Source organism: Peribacillus muralis (assembly GCF_001439925.1).
GTDB classification, from domain to species: domain Bacteria; phylum Bacillota; class Bacilli; order Bacillales; family DSM-1321; genus Peribacillus; species Peribacillus muralis.
Genome location: NZ_LMBV01000031.1, coordinates 1 through 22128 on the forward strand (window position 1 = coordinate 1; position 22128 = coordinate 22128).

Sequence of the window (22128 nt, forward strand, 5' to 3'; positions counted from 1 at the left end):
TCAAGATATCGTAACCGGGTGGAAATCATGTATGAAGCGACATTCCGGGCATAAAAAAGCCCGTTCCCTGCTTACATTGGCCAAGCGTTCAATTGGTACGAAACAAGCCCTTGATGCGTATAAACTTCACTTGGAACAGTTATTAGAGGAATATGATCTCCCTTCATCCCAACTCGAAAGAGTGACGCAAGAAGTCACAAACGTCTTGGAACAGATTCCATTCGTTAAGCAAATACTTGCCATTAAAGGAATCAGCGAGATTTCACTGGCGGGCATCTTAGGAGAAGCTGGAGATCTGAGTGGGTTCGCTCACGGGAATGCGCTCCTTCGTCATGCAGGATTGCATCTCGTTGAGGCAAGCTCTGGGAAGTGGAAAGGCCAAATTGTTCTTTCCAAACGTGGAAGATCACGCCTGCGGCGTTACCTCNTCCTTGCGACCATGAGTCTGGTGATGAATAACCCTGAGTTTAAAGCCCTACACTCGAACAATGTTAAGGTGAAGAAGATTAAGAAAATGAAATCCATCATGAAACTATGTGGAAAACTCGCCCGTGTTTTAGTAGGGATTGCTCGTAATGGCTCTGTCTATAAACCGGAAATGGTATTCCCTCTTGAACAACTAGCAGCGTAAATTTACATTCACATTGTTTATACGAAAGTTGGCTTATTCGTAGGATTTCAAAGAAAGCACGAAGTACTGGATATATAGAACAAAAGGGCAATGACCCGTTCCGTTAGCAAAACCGGCCTCCACCCCTTGGATAGGCATGACGAAGGAATGAAAGGGCATAGGATTATGACCCGTTGAGACATGGNGGGGCAGCGTGGAGAATGCGTGCATCATATGTAATAATATGGGATTTTCAGCAGATCCCCTATTTCAATCTGCCCTCATCTTATCAAAACGGTCCTATCTCTTTCGTTCATCTAAAGAAACCTATACCATGTGGTTTGAAATCCTGCGAATAAGCGAGTATTCGTGAGCATTATCTATTAAACTGAGNCAAAAAGGCTACCAAATGGCAGCCCTGTATCTCCAACTAACGCACCTATAGTCATTTTATATTCCCCTACTCACTAACAATTTATAATCATAGATCCCTTCTTATTGAAACTGGGGCAGGCGTTAAAGAGATTCAAGAAAGAATAGAGCATTCAGACATCAACACGACGATGAACAATTACGTTCATATGACAAAAAATATCGAAGAAAAGACCTCCCATAGGTTCAGTGAACTTACGAAAGGTCTCCTCTAATTGGTGAAGTAAAGTTGTTCAAAAATTAAAAGTTAGCAAAAAGTTAGCATTACACTAATCTCCACCTTACAAACCCCTATATACCAAGGGTTCTAGGCGATGATTACATCATGCCGCCCATAGATTCTGGAGTTTTACATGAGAACATCATACAATCTAACCTTAATTAAAGCATACAACAAAACATTCGTTCTCCACTAAAATATTCACTCAGCAATATAAAATATTATCGTTTTCGGCACCTTTTTGGTGCCCAGGGTTTTTTTCTTATAAACGGGTCGTTAGCAAGAAGCTATTGAGCTTATTCCACAAACGCGCCCTTTAATGGAACAAAGAAAAAACTAGTTTTAATAGGGTATGGAAACGATTCGAGTAATGAGGGGCCACTATTGAATTTATTCATAGTAATCCCCAGTCTATCATGTAGTGTTCCAGTTTTAATTTCTAACAATTTCCATTTCTTTATTTTTTAGTGTATGGATAGTGTATCACTCAACAAGCTGATCCTCAATAAAATGCATCCTCTTAATTACCTTTCCTTCCTTATTTTTATCATAAACATTGTATTCTTTTTGTGGTTCAGCATCTGACCAAATGATCGATGCAATGAGATCATGCTTATGATATTCCATCCGATCCGTATTCATGTAACTTTCATCAGGCTTCCAGTCTCTTGGCAAATCGTCACTTTCCCTATAGAAGGACATATAAAAAATCCTCTTTTTCCCTTCTATTACTTTAATTTCATCTTCAACTGGGGGATTCTTAATGTATTTTTCAACTAATTCCTTCAAAACCTTTAAATCTTTTGGTGGATTCAGAATCATATAATGCTTTCTAAGCGTCAACACTTCTTCATCATTTTTACCAACGACCTGTTCTGTATTGGCAATTTCGAAAATCTTTGTTTTCCCACTTGATTCCTCATTCTTTGTACACCCAATTAAGTATAATGGAATGAAGCATATGCTAATAATCAAAACTAGAATTTTTAAATCAACTTTAATTGCTGAATTCCCCCTCGAAAGGTATTTCCATATCCATTAAAGTAACAAAAGGTTTATATTCCCCATCATAATCTTCATAATGCTGTAAAACAAACCAGGCACGAAATCCTGCTAAGTTGACATACTCCTTCTCCACATCTGGCTGATCTAACCCAAAATGATCATATAAACGAACATGCATAACACCTTTAAAGTGATTATTCTCTACTGAAAAGTCTTTTACGGAAACGGTATTCCCCCAAGTATCATTCACTGATATTGTAAGTCCGCCTGTTCTATCGCCCCAAGTGCTAAACGTCGGGTAAACAGCATTATCCTGAATATATTGATAAAATTTATCTGTATCCTTTGTATTTTTATCAAACTGAAGTGCTGCCAAATTACCTCCATTTTTCTTTAACTCATCAACTAAAGCATTTTTGAGGAATTCAATATAGGCTTTTGTTGTCTCATGCTCCCTCGCTTTTTTCGTTAAAGTCTGATTGCGATAATCAGCACCATTTCCTTCCTCAAAATGATCGATCATATCTAAAATAACATCTTCCATTTCTCCCGTAGAAAATAAGCTTGTTGACATCCACTCGAACTCATCAAAGAGAATATCTGGCGAATCAGATTCCCATAATTGGAAGTTGAACATCCAGCTAAGGTCAGTCATTTCATCGCCAGTATAATCATTTGTTTTCATATCATTCGCTACATCTCCATTTTCATCATAGCCTTCTGGTCTATCTGATTGATAAATTACTAAATTGGATAAATCAGAGTACAACAACGGTCTTTTATCCTCTTTATCAAAAATTCCATCTCCATCACTATCTTTTTGGTCAGGAAAACTGGTTGGAAAGAAACCTTCAAAACGAATAGTAGTTCCAAAAATATCCATCGTAAATGTTTTGAATGGACCCATTTCTTGCCCATCGGTTAATCCATCTCCGTCACTATCTTTCTTGTTAGGATCTGAGTAGATGATACCGTATGGTGTTTTCATTCCTTCAGTTTCATAGGTATCGTATAAGCCGTCCCCATCTGAATCTTTTGGATCTGTCTCTCCACCACTTGAATCATCGCTACTAGAAACTATATTCTTATCTCTGCTTAAGTAGTCTATTTCCTTACTCCAAAGCTCTAACCATTTTTTCTTATCAACAACCATATATTCACGAAGCTGAGTCGTTTCCACACTTATTGTATCCTTACTTGTATCTAACACAGCGTTAAGGCTTTCAAACATTTCTTCCTCTTCATTATACCAAACGATGGCTAGATCATCTTCCAACGTGTCTCCTAGCTTTGATTCATCATAAGTAAATGTAATGCTTGCCTTATCAAATTCTGATTGCGTATTGATCCTAATAGGAGAACCAATAATACCGTGTAAATTAGTTGTTTTCATATTACCTATGTTTGTGCTAATTCTAGTCGTTTTATTAATATTATCCTTTGCACTAAAACTAACTTCTACACTTGTTATTTCTGATTTACCAGCCGGTTTCAATGATTGACGAATAGATTGTTGATGGAGTTCTTGTGAATCCGTGGTCTCGTCATTATCACTGTCTTCAGCATTCGGGTTTGTCTTTAAAGCATGTTCATCTCCATCACTTAATCCATCGCTATCTGTATCATCCTTATTAGGTAATGAATCAAACTGTTGAACTTCAAATCCGTCAGTTAAACCATCTTGGTCTGAATCTTTCTTCATCAAATTTGTTTGATAAGCCTGCTCATCTTTATTTTTCAGGCCGTCTTCATCGCTATCTTCATCTGCATCACTTATGCCATTATCATCTGCATCATATTTAATAGGGGAAATAGAGGATTTCATCTCATATTCAATATTGTCCTTTAATCCATCTCCATCTGTATCCTTTTCAAATGGATTCATTCCCTCTAGGAATTCTATTCCATCGGTTATCGTGTCACCATCCGTGTCAGAAGTAGATTCAAAGAATTCTGTGTTAAATTGATAGCCTGCTTTTTCAAGTCCGAATAATACTTGTTTATATACATTTTGATAGGATTTTGATGCAGGGATAGCTAGATCTTTTTCTAGAAACCCATTCGCTTTTTCAGACATTTTCACAGCGTTATTCAAATGAGCTTTTATTTTATTTCCTTTGTGAGCCGTTTGATCAGAGATATCCTTTAAAATGCCGATAGCATTTTTATTGACAATTTTATCAGATAAATAAAAATTAAAGAGTATGTCTGCAAGTAATGCTTCAGTTGGTTTATTAAAATCGTTTTTTGTTACATACCCCCATAGACATATGGTTAACTTATGTTTGATTACCAAGAGCCGATCACTTTTAAGAACCACCTCTTTTATATACTCCTCTTCAACAGCTTGTTCATATTCGTTAATCAATTGTTGGAGTACATCAGGTTCATTTATCTCTTTTTCTTTGAAGTCTCCAGTATCATCCATTTCCGCTACCAGTTTAGAATCAAACTTCGCATTCGTTTCTTGTATGACTGTGGCAAAACGCTTTAATTCTTTTATTGCAATCTGATCATAGATTTTTGCAATTCTTGTGTCCTCATAGAATTCATATTCACTTAACCACTGTTTTACATTTTGCTCACTAGAAATCTTATTTTTTCCTTGATTAGCTTGGTTATTGCTCTTGGCAACGACCGCTTGCCCAAAACCGCTAAAAATCATTGCAAAGATCAATAATAAACTCAACATCCTTTTTAATTTTTTTCCCACCGTGATAATCACCTCTATTAAAATATTTTTTTAACCTATTGACGTTATCGTGGTTCCCAACCGAAGAAATATTGTCAAAATCCCTGAAATCATGTCATTAGATCAACTCCATTACAAGTGTTATTTTCTAATAGAAACTAGTTAGTATCTATCAAAAGTATAAAATGGGAATATATTCCTAGCAAAATTAATACTGAATATTCTAAAAATTATTAAAACAGAAAGACACCTAATATTTAAGTGCCTTGTCTTTTTAAATTTACCAAAAATAAATAAATCTTTGCCCCAATATATTTTCGGCCTGTAAACCAATGAATGAATCCCGTTTCACTCCTCACCCGTTTATATGAAACGTGTCAGAGGATGATGCTTTTTGGTCCTTAGACTGTGGCGAAAATGCAAAAAGCAATGAAGAGCATAAAATAAACAGTAACAGTTCTTATAGTTCCTTGAGGGATAAATTCATTTTTTCTCCTTTCCTCCCAATAAAATAATTTTATCAACTAAGTATTAGTTTACATATTAAAAATATGGTTTATAAGGTAAATATTACCTAAATGTTTTTATCAGACTTATGAATTAATGATTAATTTTGTTCCGCAATCGGGCCAAAACGGGGCCAGCAACCCCAGGCCATACGCTTTTTGGTGTAGTGGATAGGGTTCTTCAAAAGCTTAGTTTAATTATGATTACAATTAATTTGTTGATCTTTATCTATTCCTTTTATATTTGCATACTTATTACCCCATTCACACATTGTGTTTAATACTGGTACAAATGATCTTCCTAAATCAGTTAAACTGTATTCTACTTTTGGTGGTACCTCATTAAATATTTCTCTTCGTACAAGTCCATCTCTTTCTAACTGTTTCAATTGATCTGTTAAGACTTTTTGTGTAATTCCAGGTATTAATTCGTAAAACTCCTTTGTTCTTACTGAATTTTGACTCAAGAAAAAGAGTATTAAACATTTCCATTTTCCACCTGCAATGTTCATAAAAATGTTGATTCCAGTTTTATAGTTAACCATGTGCTGTCCCTCCTGAATAGGCACTTAAAAGTGGCTATACCACATTTTTGTGCGTTATTTTCTTATTTATTATTGCTTACTATAATTAAAGCATAAATAAAAAACTTGGAGTTGTTATAATGAGTGTAAAAAATATTTTGGAAAAAAGACGTTCAATTAGACATTATGATTCAAGTTATAAAATAAGTTCAGAAATTCTAACCTCATTTATTGAAAGTGCAAGTAAGTCACCTAACGGAAATAATATTCAAGCAACTCGATACCTAATTATTGATGATCCAGACTTAAAAAACTTATTGCTCCCTATAGCTTTTAATCAACAACAAGTGGTAGAGGCTTCAACTTTAATTGTTATGTTAGGTGATTATCAAGCCTTTGATAAAGATAATATTATTAAGATACATGAAGAAGGCTTTCAAGCAGGTTTTTTTGATGAATCGCTTAGGGAATATCTAGCGAATGCTGCAATAAACTATTATGAAAATAAATCAAATGATGATTTAAAGCTAGAATTAACTAGAGATGTTAGTCTTGCATCAATGTCATTAATTTTGTTAGCAAATGATGCAGGTTTTGAAACAATTACTATGTCAGGCTATGATTCTAAGAAATTAAAAGCAATCTTAAATATTTCTGAAAGGTATTTAGATGTTATGCTCATAGCTATTGGAAAAGGTACTAAAGCCGGTCATAATACCGTAAGGCATAATGTAAATAAGGTAATGTTTAGAAACAAAATAGTGAAATAGGGGTTTAAATTACTGTGCTTTTAAATTCTTATCAGTTCTGAAATACAATTATATAACTGGAGGAGGGTAGTATGGAGAAGTTTGTTAAAGTACATGTGATGCATACAGGAGATGTAAAATACGATCGAGCATTAGCTTTTAAGGAACTTGATGTGATTCCACCCGTTAATCAAAGAGGTGAAGAGTATCAAGAATTAGTACCTGTATCTTGTTACTTGATTGAACATCCAAACGGACGAATTGTTGTCGATGCTGGATGGCATGAGGATATTCGTACTCAGCCAAAAGAACATTTTGGTGAAGATTTAAATCAGTTTATAGAGTATAGATTACCTGAAGGACGTTCGGTAAGAGAGCAACTTGCTTCAAAGAATATAACACCTCAGGATATAGATGCTGTTGTTATGACACACCAGGACGAAGATCATATTAGTGGACTTCAACATTTAATTGGGGCTAAAAGATTTCTTGTTAGTGAACCTGAATGGAGGAACTGTGCAAACTTCAAAGAAAAATGGTACAAAGGAATTTCGTTCGAAGCTTTTGAACTTGAGTCCATTCCTTTTGGACCCTACAATTTAGGAAAAGATTTGTTTGGAGATGGACTCATTTATCTTGTATTTACACCTGGACATACGGACGGGCATGTATCTGTACTTGCACGCGTAGAAAAAGGATGGTTATTACTAGTATCCGACGTAGGCTATGCTGAAAAATCGTGGAAAGAGTTAATTTTACCTGGTAATACTGTTGACGAACAACAAGCTTTAGAATCTTTACAATGGGTGCAATACTTTTCACAAAGATCAGATTGTGTAGCTGCCATTGCTAATCACGATCCATCTGTTCGACCGGTTTCTTATTAACATGAATACGCCGGTGTATTGGGCTGTCGTGAGCGACCGAAGTTACTGTCGTTTATTTTCTTCGCTTTGACGGACGATATCGTCAACGACGTGCTCGATCGGTGGAGCTGGCGTCGATTATAATTCCGTTTTTTAGAATGTCTTCTTTCGTTTGGTGCAATCGCGCAATGAGTTCCCGTTCCGTTTTCTTTCCGCCCCACTCATTTTTCGGTCGCTGGTCAAGCCGCCGGTTCAATGTGTCAAGGTCGACTTCGAGGAAAACACGCCGTCAAATAGAACTATGAATTTCGAAAAGTTCCTAGAACCTCCGCAGAAAAATGTTACCGCCTCATCCAGGTTGGCGACCAAAGCTTTTACTTTATCTACATGCCAAATGTGGTGCTCGTGCGTGAAGCCATCCGTCCGTGTACCAGTTTCCGGATCGCCTTGATAAGCCAATTCACGGTCACCATTAATGGCATGATAGCCGCGCACTGCAATTCTTTACAGACCGAAGTTTTGCCGGTTCCGGAAACGCCTTCAATCAGATAATTCCTAATGCCCATGGCTAGACCCCCATTTCTGTCTCTAAACTGCCCTTTTAGTCCATTTCTTCACAATTTCATACCGATTTTAACATAATTAACCTGTTTTGTTTTGGATGTGTTATTCCATTAAGTTGCCCTCTTATGGAATAACATACCATTTCAATATGAACCACCTAATTGCCTTCTTTGGCCCGATTGCTTAATACCAATTCAAAATTATGTGATTAACTCAATCTTTTATTCCATTAAAAAGGACACTTACCTTATTACAGATAAGCGTCCTATAATGGAACATCCGAGTTGCTTCTATTAGCCAGGTTAGCTCAATAAGAACCGGGTAAAAACCGCTCGGTCCATTGTGATGTGCTTTTCTTCTATTTACTACAAAGGGCGATTTTTTTTTGGTGCATAAATTAAAAAAAAGAGGTTGCCCTTAAAAGTCATACTCCTGACTTTTGGTACAGCCCTGTTTTTCCTAGAAAATTAGCTGATTACCTCATATCGAATTTTAATACTTAACTCATCCTCATTTCCCAATATACAGATTTTACTGTCATTACGCGTTACTAGAGGTAAGTCTAATCTTTCACAAACTCCATTCTATCGTTAACATAAAAAAAACTATCACCAGCTTCTGAAGGCGCTCTCATATGTACCCTTTTAAAAAATCCACCCTATTTAGCACCTTTCATAAGGCCCATCTTAGGGCCTGTACAACTGTATTACGTAACGGCATACGGTATCAGCAAGGCTACTATCATAGGGGGGAGTTAGTGGATTGGATTGGAATAGTATATTATATGCTGCATACTCCAATCAGTGCCGAATAGTAATACATATCAGCATCAGCCCAAAATCCCCGCACCCTCATACTCAACCCTTTCTGGAGTAATTACCCTGTGCATAAGACGACTTACGGGGAGGCTGAGTGCTAGATTTAGAGAGCAGTACCAATCTATTGAAAGACAAAAAGATTCGCATTCCTTTATATAGTGAATGCTGAGCCTAGTTATCTTACGAAGATCCTTTAAATGTGAGTCTTTCTTCTTTAAAGCAAATTATTGATTCTTCTCATAAAGTCTTCCATAACGGTGGATAATTTCCCTTTGGCCTCGTTCATCGAGTTTCCTTTAACGCCGAAGTAAAATTTTATTTTAGGTTCAGTTCCGGAAGGTCGTAAACATACCCAGGTGCCATCTTCAAGAAAGTATTTTAATACGTTCGATTTGGGGAGCATGATGGACTCTTCACTCTTTGCCCCAAACGTGTATGCTTTCCTGTTGAGGTAATCCTCTTGAACCACTACTTTATGATTAGAAATTTGATCTGGTGGATTTTCACGGAATTCATTGAGAATGGCTTGAATTTGTCTGGAACCTTCAATACCTTTTAAAGTTAACGATTGCAAACCTTCCATGTAATACCCATATTTATCAAAAACGTCCAACAAACCTTCGTACATCGTTTTTCCTTGTTTTTTGTAATAGGCACAGACTTCTACTGCCAGAATAGTCGCCTGTATGGCATCCTTATCTCGAGCAAAATCTTTGATTAGATATCCATAGCTTTCTTCATAGCCAAACAAGAAAGTATGTTCTCCACTTGTGTGGTATTCATTGATTTTTTCTGCAATAAATTTAAATCCAGTTAAAACATCTACCATTTTTAAACCATTTTGTTCAGAAATCGCCCGTCCTATTTCAGAAGTCACGATGGTCTTTAATACGACTCCATTTTCTGGAAGGGTCCCTTTTTTTTGTTTTTGTGAAATTAAATAATCCAAAAAGAGAGCGCCTGTTTGGTTTCCTGTTAATACAACATAAACTCCAGCATTATTTTTCACACTAATTCCGAGCCTATCCGCATCCGGATCAGTGGCAATTAATAAATCAGCGTCGATACGGTTTCCAAGTTCGATGGCCAGTTCAAAAGCGGCATGTTCCTCCGGATTTGGCAATTTAACAGTAGGAAAGTTAGCATTTTGCACTTCTTGCTCTTTAACAATATGGACATTTCGATATCCCAGATCATGTAAGGCACGTATTACTGATTTTTTTGCTGTGCCATGAAGCGGTGTAAACACGAGCTTTACATTTTCCTCTGCTAACTTTGGATCTTCCGGAATAGTGAGCAAATGCTCATTATAAGCCGTATCTAGCTCTTCCCCAATGATTTGAATGAGTCCTCTGTCCTTTAGGGTTTCTTCTTCCTCCACTCGAATAGAAAGCTCATTTTCCACCGCGTTCACGTAATTGATGACTTGATCCGCCGCTTCAGGAGGGAGCTGTGCCCCGTCTGCTCCATACACTTTATACCCATTATATTCAGGCGGATTATGGCTTGCTGTAATGACGATACCGGCAAATGCTCTCAGCTTACGTACGGAAAAAGAGAGCTGTGGGGTAGGTCGTAATTCATCAAATAAATAAGCTTTAACTCCCTTTGTTGCCAAAGTCTTGGCTGCTTCCAATGCAAATTCTGGAGACTTATGTCTTGAATCGTAAGCAATTACGACTCCTCTTGTTTTTGCCTCGTTTCCAAACGATTGAATATAATCAGCAAGTCCTACAGTCGCTTTTCGCACGGTATAAATGTTCATCCTATTCGTACCTGGACCCATTTCCCCTCGCATTCCACCCGTCCCGAATCCCAAATTTTTATAAAAGGCGTCTTGAAGGGCTACTTCATCATTCTTCATTTCTTCAAGCATTAATCGCATTTCATTATCTAGGTTTCCGTAACTTGTCCAATTAGTATATAAAGACTTCCAGTCCATTAAAAAACAGCTCCTTCCAGCCTGAATGTTTTGCTTTGTGTGCACACCTTCACTTTCTAACTTTAGTAGACAACATTGCAGGCGATTAATTGAGTATGAGGCCGAACTAAAAGCGTTCCAAGAGTGTCCAATACGAAATCATCTTGAGCATCCTTGACTAGTTCCCCATCATGCAATGGAATTTAGAATCTCCAAGTATCCTCCCTTCCAAAGTAGGTTGGTTCATTCATACATATTCCCAACCAGTACGTTGGAACGAGTGTCATTTGTTCTTAATACTTCTTTGGAAGAAGAGCGAAAATACGCTTGGTTTCAAAAGGATCCTATTTCTCCCTTTTCTACTTAAATGATAACTATTGGGTATCCAGCTTATTTTTTCGTTATAATAAATTTCGTTTTTAAATTATCCTTACTTGATTTACTTTTTCTTTTTCTTTTTTTTCGTTTTCTTTTCCGTTTTCTTTTCCGTTTTGGTTGTATTAACAAGAGAATATAATCTTTGTTGCTCAATAATTTGTTTATTGACATCAAATTTTTCTTCAATGACTTTCCGAGCTCTTTCCGTATAGTCGTTCCAAATCTCAGGATGTTCCAAAAAAAATTGTATACCTTTGGCTAACTCAATATCATTTTTTTCTGGGGCAAGGTATCCCGTTCTCTGGTGTTCAATCAACTCAGGGATTCCCGCGTGTTGAGTGGAAACGACAGGTAAACCGCTGGCCATGGCTTCTTTTAAGGCATTAGGAATGCCTTCAATATCACCACTTTTAGCTGTCTGACTTGCAAGACAGAAGATATGAGCTTTTTTTAATTCGTTCGAAACTTGTTTTGAATCCATAGCTCCTCTAAGAATCACAATATCTTTAAGGTTATATTCTGCAATGGCGGATTTAATTTTTTTCTCATCTTCACCTGCTCCAATAATATGCAGTCTAGCATTTGGATATTGTGTATATATCCGTTTAAATGCTTTTATAAGAGTAACAAATCCTTTTTTGTCTACAAGTCTACCTACAGATAAAATTCTTATTTCGCCTACTATAGGAAGAGTGCGGTTAGAATAGGGGAAAAGATCTAATTCGATACCCCCATATAACACATGCATATTCTTAGCCGGAATACCTAACCTTTTTAGTCCTGCTGCAAGATATTGGCATACAGGGTAATAGTGTGCACCGTGTTTATTTATTGCTGAATATCGCGTAGCATTTTTTTCGAAAATTTCTGGACTGTCAGAACCGTCACGTCCTCTAATGCTAACAATCAAAGGGATATTATATTTTTCACATACAGGCAAAATCTCTAGTCCGTGTGATCCATGATGAGCATGAATGGCAATGATATCTTGTTCTTCAAAGAATTTTTTTAGATCTTTTATTTTATTTAAATTATAGTAATTTTCAAAGGGGAATTCTGTACGGGTGTTATTGTCGAATGGGCCGATTACAATTGAGCGATATTGACTGATTTTTACGATTTGATTATATATAAAACGTTGATGTGTTTTAATGTTTTCACTCACAAAAAAAGCAATGGTCTTCATCCCACTTCACTTCCTTTCATAAGAAATTCATATTTGCTTTTCTCGCCTGCTAATTGAATGAATACCTCTTGGTAATTATCAGATTTTTTATTTTTTCCTTGTTCGACAAGCTGCTTCACTTTGTGAAATTTGTAAATGTCTTTGTATGGTAAATCTTCAGAACAAAATTTAAAGGAGTTTTCAAGCAGAGGATTTAACTTGGATTGAGGATTTATTGAAGATTTACGTGTAAAGGATAACATGAGGAAATCTGACAAATGATACTCCTTAAGAAATCCCATTGAAGTTTTCATATTTTCAGGGTTCAAATTACTTTCTCCTTTATTAACTTACCTATTTTAACAATCTTTTTACTTGCACGTACTTAACCCATATACATGATTTGAGGTTTTTGCTCATCTTGATTTGCTTCCTTGTATTCTTCTAATCTAATACTATCGAATCTGTCTCCTGCAATCGTTTCCACCTATACATTTTCTAATATCCGCATTTCATAAATGGGATCATCACCAACTCCAGGATTTATCTTTTCTAAATAAGAAAAATTAATGGTGTCAATGACAACTAAATTTGGCCGTGGATCGCTTGATGATTCTATAACGAATTCATTTTTGCTTATTTATTGTACTTTTTGTACCAATTTACAAAATGAGTTAACCCTTCTTCTATTTTTGTTGAAGGATAGAACCCCACTTCAGCATGCAAATCGGAAATATCTGCATAGGTCTCCTTAACATCTCCAGGTTGCATGGGTAAAAATTCAATTTTTGCCTTTTTACCAATTAGTTTCTCTAATGTATTAATGAAGTCCATTAATCTAACTGGATTATTATTACCGATATTATAAATTTTGTATGGGGCATAGCTTGAACTTGGATCAGAATTAGCTCTATCCCATTCACTGTTATATATCGGTGGATTATCAAGTAAACGAATTATTCCTTCTACAATATCATCAATATAAGTAAAGTCTCTTCTCATATCTCCATTATTAAAAACCTTTATTATATTCTCTTCAATAATATTTTTAGTAAAAGAGTAATACGCCATATCAGGTCTCCCCCATGGACCATACACCGTAAAGAAACGGAGTCCTGTGGTGGGAATATTATATAAATGACTATACGTATGAGCCATTAATTCATTGGACTTTTTAGTGGCAGCATATAAACTTACTGGATGATCCACTGGGTCTTTGGTTGAGAAGGGGATATTAGTATTTGCTCCATATACAGAACTAGAGGATGCATAAATTAAGTGCTTTACATTATTTTGTCGACAGACCTCTAAGATATTTACAAACCCAACTAGGTTTGAATTAACATAAGAATCTTGGTTGTCTATGCTGTAACGTACTCCAGCCTGAGCTGCTAAGTTGATGACTATATCAATCGTTCTGTCTTTAAATAATTGATTTAATTTTTCTTTATTTGATATATCCATCTTATGAAATTCGAAATTAGTATTTTCTTCTAATATCCTGAGACGATTGATCTTTAAAAAAACATCATAATAATCATTAATATTATCTACACCTATAACATGGATATCTTGAGCTAACAAACGTTTTGTAAGATGGAAACCAATGAATCCTGCGGCTCCCGTTACTAAAATGTTCATATTATTAATTCCAATCCTTCCTTTACTATAGTATCTTTATATTTTTCTGGAACACGGATCATGCCTTCATATTCATACATTGATACATGCGATCCTTTACTGAAGTTCAAGTAAATCATAGTCCTCTGTCACTATATGAGTAGTGACAATACAATGAGGGCCATATCCTTTTCCCGACTGAATGAAGAAATGAAAAACAAGGTTTTCCATTTTGGAAATGGTGAACATAGCGGAATTAGTCTTTCACCTTGCTTTTCACCTGGGTTATACATTTTCTCTTTGAAAAAAGTTCCAGAGGTTGCCTTCCATTCAATTTTGACACCATCGAGATTCATTTGAAAGTCGATCCCACATGATACTCTCCAGTTACTAAACTATGACTGTACAAGCGTATTATCATTTTCATCTAATGGAATGGGTGTTTTTGTCCATTCAGCATGCGTATCAGGATCTATTTCCTTCACTTGTTCTAAAAAAGAATCTAAAAAGTTTCTCTCTCGCAGATCTTTAAATAACTCGAGAGGCCTTTTTTGTTCACGTGAGAACGAGTACACATGATCGACTAACTTAAAACCATCCTTGGTTATAATAATATGCCTTAATGGGGCATCAATTTGTTTGAATCCTGATTTTTCCATAGTTTTCAATATATAGAGTAATCGTCTTGTAATCTCCTCAGAAAGTACAGATTGTTTTTTTAGAAACGTATTTAAATCTGGTCCTAATAAATATTCCATTAGAATATAATTCGGTCCTGTTTCAAAGACTTTTGGGATAAAAGGCAAGTCTTGACTAGATAAAAGAACCTTTTTTTCTTGATTTGCATGTTCAGTTTTCCCGTAAAGTTTTACGCATTTTTCTTCAGACACTCGATAAACAGCACCTTGATGCCCTTTTCCTATTAGTGTTTGTGTAATAGCGCTATCCACCTTTACTCCATTCCCTGACCCTCCAGAGAGGACGGTAATGTTTCTAAAGTCCAAACTATTTTGTTTAAAATAATTGTCCCACTCACTGAAAGTGTCTGGTTCCAGATTTTTGACTTGGGCTAAAAACGAGTCCTTTAAGAGGATTATTTTTAGGTCTCTTAATAATTTTAATGGTACGGGGTGCATTCTTTTAAAGGAATTAACATGATCAATCACCTTAAGTTCCTCATTACCAACGACAAAAATATGGCGTAGAGGGGCATCTATCATGGTGAATTTTGCTTGTTTTAATTCTTTTAATATTGAGAGAAGTTTCTTTACTATAGAATCAGGGATATACGTACAATTTCTCAGGTATTCTTTTAAAGTGGGAGCATTAAAATATTCCATGACAATATAGTTTGATCCTTTATCATACACCACTGGCATAAAGGGCAAATGTTGTCCAGCCTTAAGAGCTTCTTCCTCCATTTTCGCTTGTACCGGGTCTGAATAGATTTTCACACATTTATCTTCTGATAGTTTAAATACTGCACCTTGAGCACCCATTCCAATCAGCGCATAGCTAGTGGGATTGTGAATTTCCAAAGATTTTTCACCTTTGGTTACAGTAATGGTTTTAAAATCCTCCATGATCTCCTCCTAACTGCTCATCTATAGCCTTTTGTTGAAGCCGTTGAATTTTATTAAGAGCTTTTTTGACTTTTTCGGCTTTTTGGGCCTTTTTTTCTTTTCTTTGAGAGGCTATTGTTTCCGCATTACCTTTAACCTTCTCCTGATTTTTAGCTTTTTTGTCTTTTTTATTTGATGCAACAAGTTCATCTTTGACCTTTTCTTTTTCTTTATTCTGTTGTTGAAGCTGCTGCATATAAATAAGTGCTTTTTGTGCTTTTTTGACTTTTTCGGCTTTTTTATCTTTTTTACTAGGCTCTTTTGACTTGCCTTTCTTTTGATGCTGTTTAGTCTTCTCTTTATCTTTTTTATGCTCTTTATCTTTTTTGTGAGGTGTTACTGAACTTTTTTGTTTATCTTTTTTATAAGGGGCTACAAGTTCATCATAATATTCAGCTTGTTGTTGAAGCTGTTGAACGAGGTCAAAGTTTTGTTCGATTTTTTGACGGGCTGCTACTGTATATGTTTCCCACATCTCTGTGTTAGTGAGCATAAATTCGAGAGCCTCTGCCAGTTCATCTACATTGTTTTCTTGAACTAAAACTCCCTCCTTGTGATTTGTTATTAATTCTGGGATGCCGGCATGATTGGTCGAAACCACTGGTACCCCAACCGCCATAGCTTCTTTTAATGTATTAGGTATACCTTCTACATCTCCATCTGCGGCTTCTAAGCTCGCTGCGCAAAAAATATCTGCATGAGTCATTTGTTCTCGTACTTGGTCTTTAGGGAGATGATGTAATAAACGAAATGAATCTCCTAAACTAAGTTCATTTGCCAATGAATGGAGGTTTTCTTCAAGCTCCCCTCTTCCGATAATCGTCAAGGTTGCATTGGGAAATTTACCTCTGATTTTTTGAAAAGCTTGCATTAAGATGTGATGTCCTTTTTTTTCAACTAACCTACCGATGGATAAAATGTTTTGAGTGCCTCTTTGATGTGGAGGTCGGTATTTAAATTGGTTAAGGTCAACGCCCCCATATAACACTCTAATTTTTTCTGGAGGGCACCCCCAAGCAATTAACTTGTCAGCTAAATACTGACAAACTGGATAAAAACGATCACCTCGATCAAATAGCATTTTCATGTTGTCTAGATAGCCAATGGGCTGATTAGCTAGAGTTGCATCCCTGCCTCGAATACTTGTTACCAACGGAAGGTTGGTTTCCTCTTTAAACGGAAGTAATAACATCCCTAATTGACCATGATGAGCATGTAAGAGGGTGATATTATTTCTTTCCACATACTCTTTTGGTGAAAAAATTTCATTGAGATAATGAACCTTCTCATTCAAAAGGGAAAGATCTATCATATACTTAGGTTGTCGTATCAGATGAATATAGTCGTATTCAGGAACTTCTCGAATCTGCGAGATATATTGGGTAGGGTCAACCCTTAAATTCAGATGCATAACTGTGTGCAAGTAAATGCTCTCCTTTCAAGCATAGTAAGCAAATTTTCTGGTCCTTTTCAAGTATATTATGTATAAGACTATAGGTACGCATGGACTAAATGGAATCGATTTTATCTGGAATCGTTTAAAAGTTAGCTATCGCTGGGGCACAAAACATACAGCAAAGCTAAATGGCAGTGAGCATGTCATTGAATAAAACAAAAAGGATTGATATATGTGATATAACACAATATTATTGTCTTTTTAAGAGCTACAAAAAAGCACCCAAGAATTATCAGAGGTGCTGCATTGCAGAAGCCCGCCTATAGAATAACAACACACTCTTTGAATACGTTATAGGTAGCTTGTTATGAGGAATTGATAAATCACTTTGTCGTCAATGTGGGGGAAGAGAGTGTTTTCACTTTATGTCATACCAATAACAATTGCTGGCCTGCCTATTGGATAATATTCAATTTTCTTGCAAACTCTAATTCGTTCTTCCACAAGACAATTTCTACCATCAAAAACAATCGGTTGTCTCATTGTGTTGATTATGGTCTCAAGATCTAAATGTCTAAACTCATTCCATTCCGTGACAATAAATACAGCGTCCGCATCCAATGTCGCTTCGGTGACTGAGCTGGCATATCTAATCGTATCCCTTAATATTTTCTTGGCATTATCCATTGCAACCGGATCATAAGCAACCACTTCTGCTCCCAGTTTGGTTAATGAACGCGCAATTTTAATGGAAGGTGCTTCCCTCATATCGTCTGTCTCTGGCTTGAAAGCAAGACCCAGCATTGCAACCTTTTTCCCTTTTAAATCCCCCAAGCGTTCTATCGCTTTCGTTACAAGCACCTCCTGCTGAAAATCATTAATCGCTACTGTTTCTTTTAACAGGGAAAAATGTATTCCATTTAAATTGGCCGTATGAAGCAAAGCTTTGACATCCTTTGGAAAACAAGACCCTCCATAACCAATACCAGGCTGTAAAAAAGTTTCACCAATCCTTTTATCTTTTCCCATGCCCTTTGCTACATCTGTAACATCTGCACCTACTACTCCGCATAAATTGGCAACTTCATTGATAAAGCTAATCTTAGTCGCCAAAAAGGCATTAGAAGCATACTTAATCATTTCCGCACTTCTAATTCTTGTTAGTATAAATGGTACATTTAATGGGCTATACATTTCTTCTACTTTCTTAGCGGCCTCTTTATTTTCAGAACCGATGATGATTCGATCTGCTTGCATAGTGTCCATAACAGCTGAACCTTGTCTTAAAAACTCAGGATTTGAAACCATATTAAAGGTGACCTTTTCGTTACAGAGTTCATCCATTATTTCTTTAATAAAGTCATTCGTACCAACTGGGACTGTACTCTTTATAACGACTACTGCACTCTGTACTAAGTTCGCCGCAATATCCTTCGCGGCTTGCACCATATACGATAAATCTGCTGCCCCATCCGCCATTTGCGGAGTTCCAACGGCAATGATGATAATCTCGGCACCATTTAGCGCTTCTCGATGAGATGTTGTAAATTGCAGTCTACCCGCAGCTGCATTTTGAGCAAGCAAATTCTCCAGACCTGGTTCATATATTGGAGAAACCCCTCGACGTAGACTTTTAATTTTCTGTTCATCTGTATCGATACAAATGACACTATGCCCTATTTCTGACAAACAAACACCAGTGGACAGCCCGACATAACCTGTACCCAAAACAGCTATTTTCATATTATTCAAGCTCTCTCTTTATAATTTGAAGGTTTTCTTTCGTATTTACATCCCTTAAATAGGAAAGTACCTCGCCTCTTATGTCATCCCTACGCAAAGCGAAGTCTATTGTTGCCTTAATAAATCCAACTTTATCACCAATATCATATCTGTTTCCTTCAAAGTTATATGCTAATACGGCCTGATGCTTATTTAGCTCATTTATGGCATCAGTAAGTTGTAATTCATTACCATGTCCTACTGGAAGCTTTGATAGTGTTTCAAAAATCTCAGGCCTTAGAACGTAACGCCCCATTATCGCATATCTAGAAGGAGCTTCTTCCCTTTTCGGTTTTTCCACCAAAGAATCGATATGAAAAAGGTTAGGCTCAATCATTGTCCCCTTTGGCTTAATAATTCCATATTTACTGACATCCTGTTCCGGTACGTCCTGAACAGCTACGACGGAGCTGTTACAATACTCAAAGACACTGATGATTTGTTTCAGACAAGGTGTTTCAGACATAACGATGTCATCTCCTAATAAAACAGCAAAAGGTTCATTTCCAATGAAGCTTTTTGCGCAGAGAATTGCATGTCCTAGCCCCTTCGGTTCCCTTTGGCGGACATAATAGATATTTGCCAAACTAGATATTTTTTGAACTTCCTCTAAAATATCGAGCTGATTCTTTCGTAAAAGCGCATCTTCTAACTCATAGGACTTATCAAAATGATCCTCTATTGATCTTTTTCCTCTACCGATTATGATAATAATTTCCTCTATACCCGAAGCTACGGCTTCTTCTACAATATATTGAATCGTTGGTTTATCAACAATCGGCAGCATTTCCTTGGCCTGAGCTTTTGTTGCAGGCAAAAATCGAGTCCCGAGGCCTGCGGCGGGAATAATGGCCTTTCGGATTTTCATAAGCTGCCTCCCTTTTGCATTCATTAATCCTTTATATGCAAAAGGACAACTTCCGGACTAGTTAGTAGCCCTATATCGATCTCATTTTTATTGAACAGGACTAGTAGGTTATACATGTAAATATCCCAATCTCGCTGTGACCTGAGCCTCGCAACCTGTTGGTTACGTGCCAAATATAAAAAACCAATACACTTTATAGGATCAATGCTCAATCCAATAATTGAGAAGACAAAAAAACGGGAAGGTTTATAGACCCTCCCCGTTTTAATTATATTGTTATCAAGCGTAATAAATTAGAGCTAGATCATTGTTAAGATGGATACAATTTAGGAAAATTCATTAACTAGCTCCTACAGTAGCAATATTTAACATCCATTATTGAAGATCAGGCATTACTACTACTTTCTCCGTACATGAAGAGCAAAACTTGGCATACTGGATACATGTTTCTACTGAATCATCCTCCTCCATCGGCCACCATCGGATGACTCCCATGGGAGCCACAGACGCAAAGGTTTCAAGTTCTGCAGGAATACGACCAACAACTACGACTTCAATATCTTTAAAGTTGGTATCAATGCCCTTTTGAAGTGTCTTAAATAACTGGGTATGATCATTTGTAGGAAATGAGTGAGGAATAGGAAACAGAATTGAAACTTTATTTAATTGCTCATTAATGATATGAGCAGATTTTCGTGCGGGATTATCTGTAGTTGTCTCCCATACACGACTATATGGCATCTCCTCGGGTAGATCCAGTTCCTCTAATCTTGAGCGGATTCTCTGTTGATAATAACTGTTTAATTCCTTTACGAGGATTTGAATCTGCATATTTCTTTGAAAAGTAGAGTTATCTCCATTTTCATTGCGATATTGGATATAGAGTAAATCGGGAATCGATACATACTTCGTACAAAGAAACGTCCGAACTAGCATGTCGTAATCGTCTGCAACCAATAGTTCTTCGCGGTGGCCTCCAATCAGATGGTAAAAATCCCTTCTCCACGCACGGGGATGATTGGGTAAACCAACCAAATGACGGATGGTACTCCCATTGATAGTAGTATGTCTTTGTACATTTTGCCATCGATTCATTTCATGTACCCAGACACGATAATGTATACTGTATCCAAATCCACAATCCCAACCATACCAATGAGCATGGTGGCTCCCTACGTGCACCTCTGCACAATCCCCATAAGCAAAGCCACATTCAGGGTTTTGCTGAAATGCTTCGACGATTTTCTGTAGGCAGGTAGGAGTTAGGTCATCATCATGATCTACTTCCACTAATATTTCTCCTGTACATAGACCAGCTGCATACCGTTTGATTGCCCCTATGTAACCATTGCGGGAATCTTGACGATACCTCCTTACGCGGGAATCGTCTAGAGGAAGTAAGTCTTCGTTGTATGTCTCATCATCATCACCCGAGTCGTCAACAATAACCCATTCCCAATTGGAGTACGTCTGATTCAATAGAGAACGATAAGGGCGCTGAATTTTTTCTTTAGACTTGTAACTTGCTGTGAACACAGATACTAAGGGAGTATCTGAAGAAAAACGAGTTGAAGGTAGTGTTTTATTTTCTGGGAGAGGATCAGTATGTTTGAGCCAGCAGTAAAATAAATTGAATGATTGAATTTCCTCTGGAGAATTGAAATGTAACCAACGTTTTTTCTCGTGAGCAGGTAAAGTATACAACGTTTTAAATTCTTCCCACCCCTCTCCCAATGAAACATAAACGCGAGGATTTTTAGGATTTGCATCCACTAAAGCATTATCAGGTCCATACACCTTCACTGTTATGCCACTTTCAGCAAGTCTCATAAACATTTCTTCCAATCCATCCCCTGAATTCGTCTTTGAAACAAAAAGATGGACTGTCAAGAGTGGAGTATGATTGGTTGTCATGTTTGCCCTCCTAAAGTAAATATCTAATCAAGTAACATTTATCATAAATACAAAAGATAGATGCCATGGATAATGTGGTTTCGATAAAGAATTAAGGGAATGGCAACAAATATTACCCGATATTTTTCCAATAATATTTAATAACAAATTTTTGGTTTTTAATTTCGTATGACGATTGGACCAAAATAATATTTCGCACTCGTACAAGAAATTTCAAAGGCTAACTATATTGTCAAATGAATGTATATTGGAACTCGACAAATGTACCCCCATTATTCATATAAATAAAATACATTTTATGACCTTCTTAATCCCCCAAAAAGCAAGTGCATGAAAAATCCGATTGGTATAAAAGGTTATCTTTATCACCGTTTTCTTCCTTATTAATATGTGAATCAGAAGAAAATATGACACCATGAAAACTCAGACCTTTGGGTCATAATTTACAAATAACCGTATCAATTGAGGTTATGTAA

The 22128-nt window shown here is 36.6% G+C and carries 16 protein-coding genes and 1 pseudogene; 4 read left to right on the forward strand and 13 right to left on the reverse strand.

The window, feature by feature from the left end:
- A partial coding sequence (locus tag ASU00_RS21820; protein ID WP_236712805.1) for a transposase occupies positions 1–427 on the forward strand: 427 nt, incomplete at both ends.
- Between the two features lies 1 nt (position 428).
- Positions 429–631: pseudogene (locus ASU00_RS26440) on the forward strand (IS110 family transposase); the annotation flags it as partial.
- A 1114-nt stretch (positions 632–1745) separates the two neighbouring features.
- Here the strand turns inward: ASU00_RS26440 and ASU00_RS21825 are convergent.
- The 3 genes from ASU00_RS21825 to ASU00_RS21835 form a co-directional block, all read right to left on the reverse strand.
- Positions 1746–2084, reverse strand: coding sequence for a hypothetical protein (locus ASU00_RS21825; protein ID WP_152983819.1), 339 nt, complete (start codon positions 2082–2084; stop codon positions 1746–1748).
- Positions 2085–2259: 175 nt separating this feature from the next.
- On the reverse strand, positions 2260–4980 hold the full coding sequence (locus ASU00_RS21830; protein ID WP_057915572.1) for a DUF3289 family protein: 2721 nt from the start codon (positions 4978–4980) through the stop codon (positions 2260–2262).
- A gap of 679 nt (positions 4981–5659) precedes the next feature.
- Complete coding sequence (locus ASU00_RS21835) at positions 5660–6010, reverse strand: winged helix-turn-helix transcriptional regulator (protein ID WP_057915573.1); 351 nt, start codon at positions 6008–6010, stop codon at positions 5660–5662.
- Positions 6011–6129: 119 nt separating this feature from the next.
- Between ASU00_RS21835 and ASU00_RS21840 the strand changes: the two genes are divergently transcribed.
- Both ASU00_RS21840 and ASU00_RS21845 read left to right on the forward strand, forming a co-directional pair.
- Entirely contained in the window at positions 6130–6759 is a 630-nt protein-coding gene (locus ASU00_RS21840; RefSeq protein WP_057915574.1) for a nitroreductase family protein, read from the forward strand.
- Between the two features lie 71 nt (positions 6760–6830).
- Positions 6831–7625, forward strand: a complete 795-nt coding sequence (locus tag ASU00_RS21845; RefSeq protein WP_057915575.1) for an N-acyl homoserine lactonase family protein — start codon at positions 6831–6833, stop codon at positions 7623–7625.
- 231 nt (positions 7626–7856) lie between these two features.
- On the opposite strand, the gene ASU00_RS25900 is transcribed toward ASU00_RS21845, so the two are convergent.
- From ASU00_RS25900 to ASU00_RS21900, 10 genes are all read right to left on the reverse strand, one after another.
- Entirely contained in the window at positions 7857–8099 is a 243-nt protein-coding gene (locus tag ASU00_RS25900) for a hypothetical protein (protein ID WP_201786323.1), read from the reverse strand.
- A 1101-nt stretch (positions 8100–9200) separates the two neighbouring features.
- On the reverse strand, positions 9201–10928 hold the full coding sequence (locus ASU00_RS21855) for a phospho-sugar mutase (RefSeq protein ID WP_057915576.1): 1728 nt from the start codon (positions 10926–10928) through the stop codon (positions 9201–9203).
- Between the two features lie 418 nt (positions 10929–11346).
- Positions 11347–12471 (reverse strand): glycosyltransferase, encoded by a 1125-nt coding sequence (locus tag ASU00_RS21860; RefSeq protein WP_082630566.1) that lies wholly within the window; start codon positions 12469–12471, stop codon positions 11347–11349.
- On the reverse strand, positions 12468–12779 hold the full coding sequence (locus tag ASU00_RS21865) for a hypothetical protein (protein ID WP_057915577.1): 312 nt from the start codon (positions 12777–12779) through the stop codon (positions 12468–12470). The genes ASU00_RS21860 and ASU00_RS21865 overlap by 4 nt, the downstream gene beginning before the upstream one ends.
- Before the next feature lie 307 nt (positions 12780–13086).
- The gene (locus ASU00_RS21870) at positions 13087–14091 is read right to left on the reverse strand and encodes an NAD-dependent epimerase (RefSeq protein ID WP_057915578.1); all 1005 of its coding nucleotides are present in this window, start codon (positions 14089–14091) and stop codon (positions 13087–13089) included.
- 374 nt (positions 14092–14465) lie between these two features.
- Positions 14466–15653, reverse strand: coding sequence for a hypothetical protein (locus ASU00_RS21880; protein ID WP_057915580.1), 1188 nt, complete (start codon positions 15651–15653; stop codon positions 14466–14468).
- A complete protein-coding gene (locus ASU00_RS21885; protein ID WP_057915581.1) occupies positions 15640–17115 on the reverse strand; it encodes a glycosyltransferase in 1476 nt (491 codons plus the stop codon). Before ASU00_RS21885 ends, ASU00_RS21880 begins: the two co-directional genes overlap by 14 nt.
- A 396-nt stretch (positions 17116–17511) precedes the next feature.
- A complete protein-coding gene (locus ASU00_RS21890; protein ID WP_057915582.1) occupies positions 17512–18831 on the reverse strand; it encodes a UDP-glucose dehydrogenase family protein in 1320 nt (439 codons plus the stop codon).
- Between the two features lies 1 nt (position 18832).
- Positions 18833–19738, reverse strand: coding sequence for a UTP--glucose-1-phosphate uridylyltransferase GalU (gene galU, locus ASU00_RS21895; RefSeq protein WP_057915583.1), 906 nt, complete (start codon positions 19736–19738; stop codon positions 18833–18835).
- 375 nt (positions 19739–20113) lie between these two features.
- Positions 20114–21652, reverse strand: a complete 1539-nt coding sequence (locus ASU00_RS21900) for a glycosyltransferase (RefSeq protein ID WP_057915584.1) — start codon at positions 21650–21652, stop codon at positions 20114–20116.
- Positions 21653–22128: the final 476 nt, after the last annotated feature.

Coding starts and splice junctions, on each gene's coding strand:
- galU (WP_057915583.1), bottom strand. CDS start 19,738: ATGAAAATCCGAAAGGCCATTATTCCCGCCGCAGGCCTCGGGACTCGA.
- ASU00_RS21870 (WP_057915578.1), bottom strand. CDS start 14,091: ATGAACATTTTAGTAACGGGAGCCGCAGGATTCATTGGTTTCCATCTT.
- ASU00_RS21835 (WP_057915573.1), bottom strand. CDS start 6,010: ATGGTTAACTATAAAACTGGAATCAACATTTTTATGAACATTGCAGGT.
- ASU00_RS21880 (WP_057915580.1), bottom strand. CDS start 15,653: ATGGAGGATTTTAAAACCATTACTGTAACCAAAGGTGAAAAATCTTTG.
- ASU00_RS21855 (WP_057915576.1), bottom strand. CDS start 10,928: ATGGACTGGAAGTCTTTATATACTAATTGGACAAGTTACGGAAACCTA.
- ASU00_RS21890 (WP_057915582.1), bottom strand. CDS start 18,831: ATGAAAATAGCTGTTTTGGGTACAGGTTATGTCGGGCTGTCCACTGGT.
- ASU00_RS21845 (WP_057915575.1), top strand. CDS start 6,831: ATGGAGAAGTTTGTTAAAGTACATGTGATGCATACAGGAGATGTAAAA.
- ASU00_RS21900 (WP_057915584.1), bottom strand. CDS start 21,652: ATGACAACCAATCATACTCCACTCTTGACAGTCCATCTTTTTGTTTCA.
- ASU00_RS21825 (WP_152983819.1), bottom strand. CDS start 2,084: ATGATTCTGAATCCACCAAAAGATTTAAAGGTTTTGAAGGAATTAGTT.
- ASU00_RS21840 (WP_057915574.1), top strand. CDS start 6,130: ATGAGTGTAAAAAATATTTTGGAAAAAAGACGTTCAATTAGACATTAT.
- ASU00_RS21860 (WP_082630566.1), bottom strand. CDS start 12,471: ATGAAGACCATTGCTTTTTTTGTGAGTGAAAACATTAAAACACATCAA.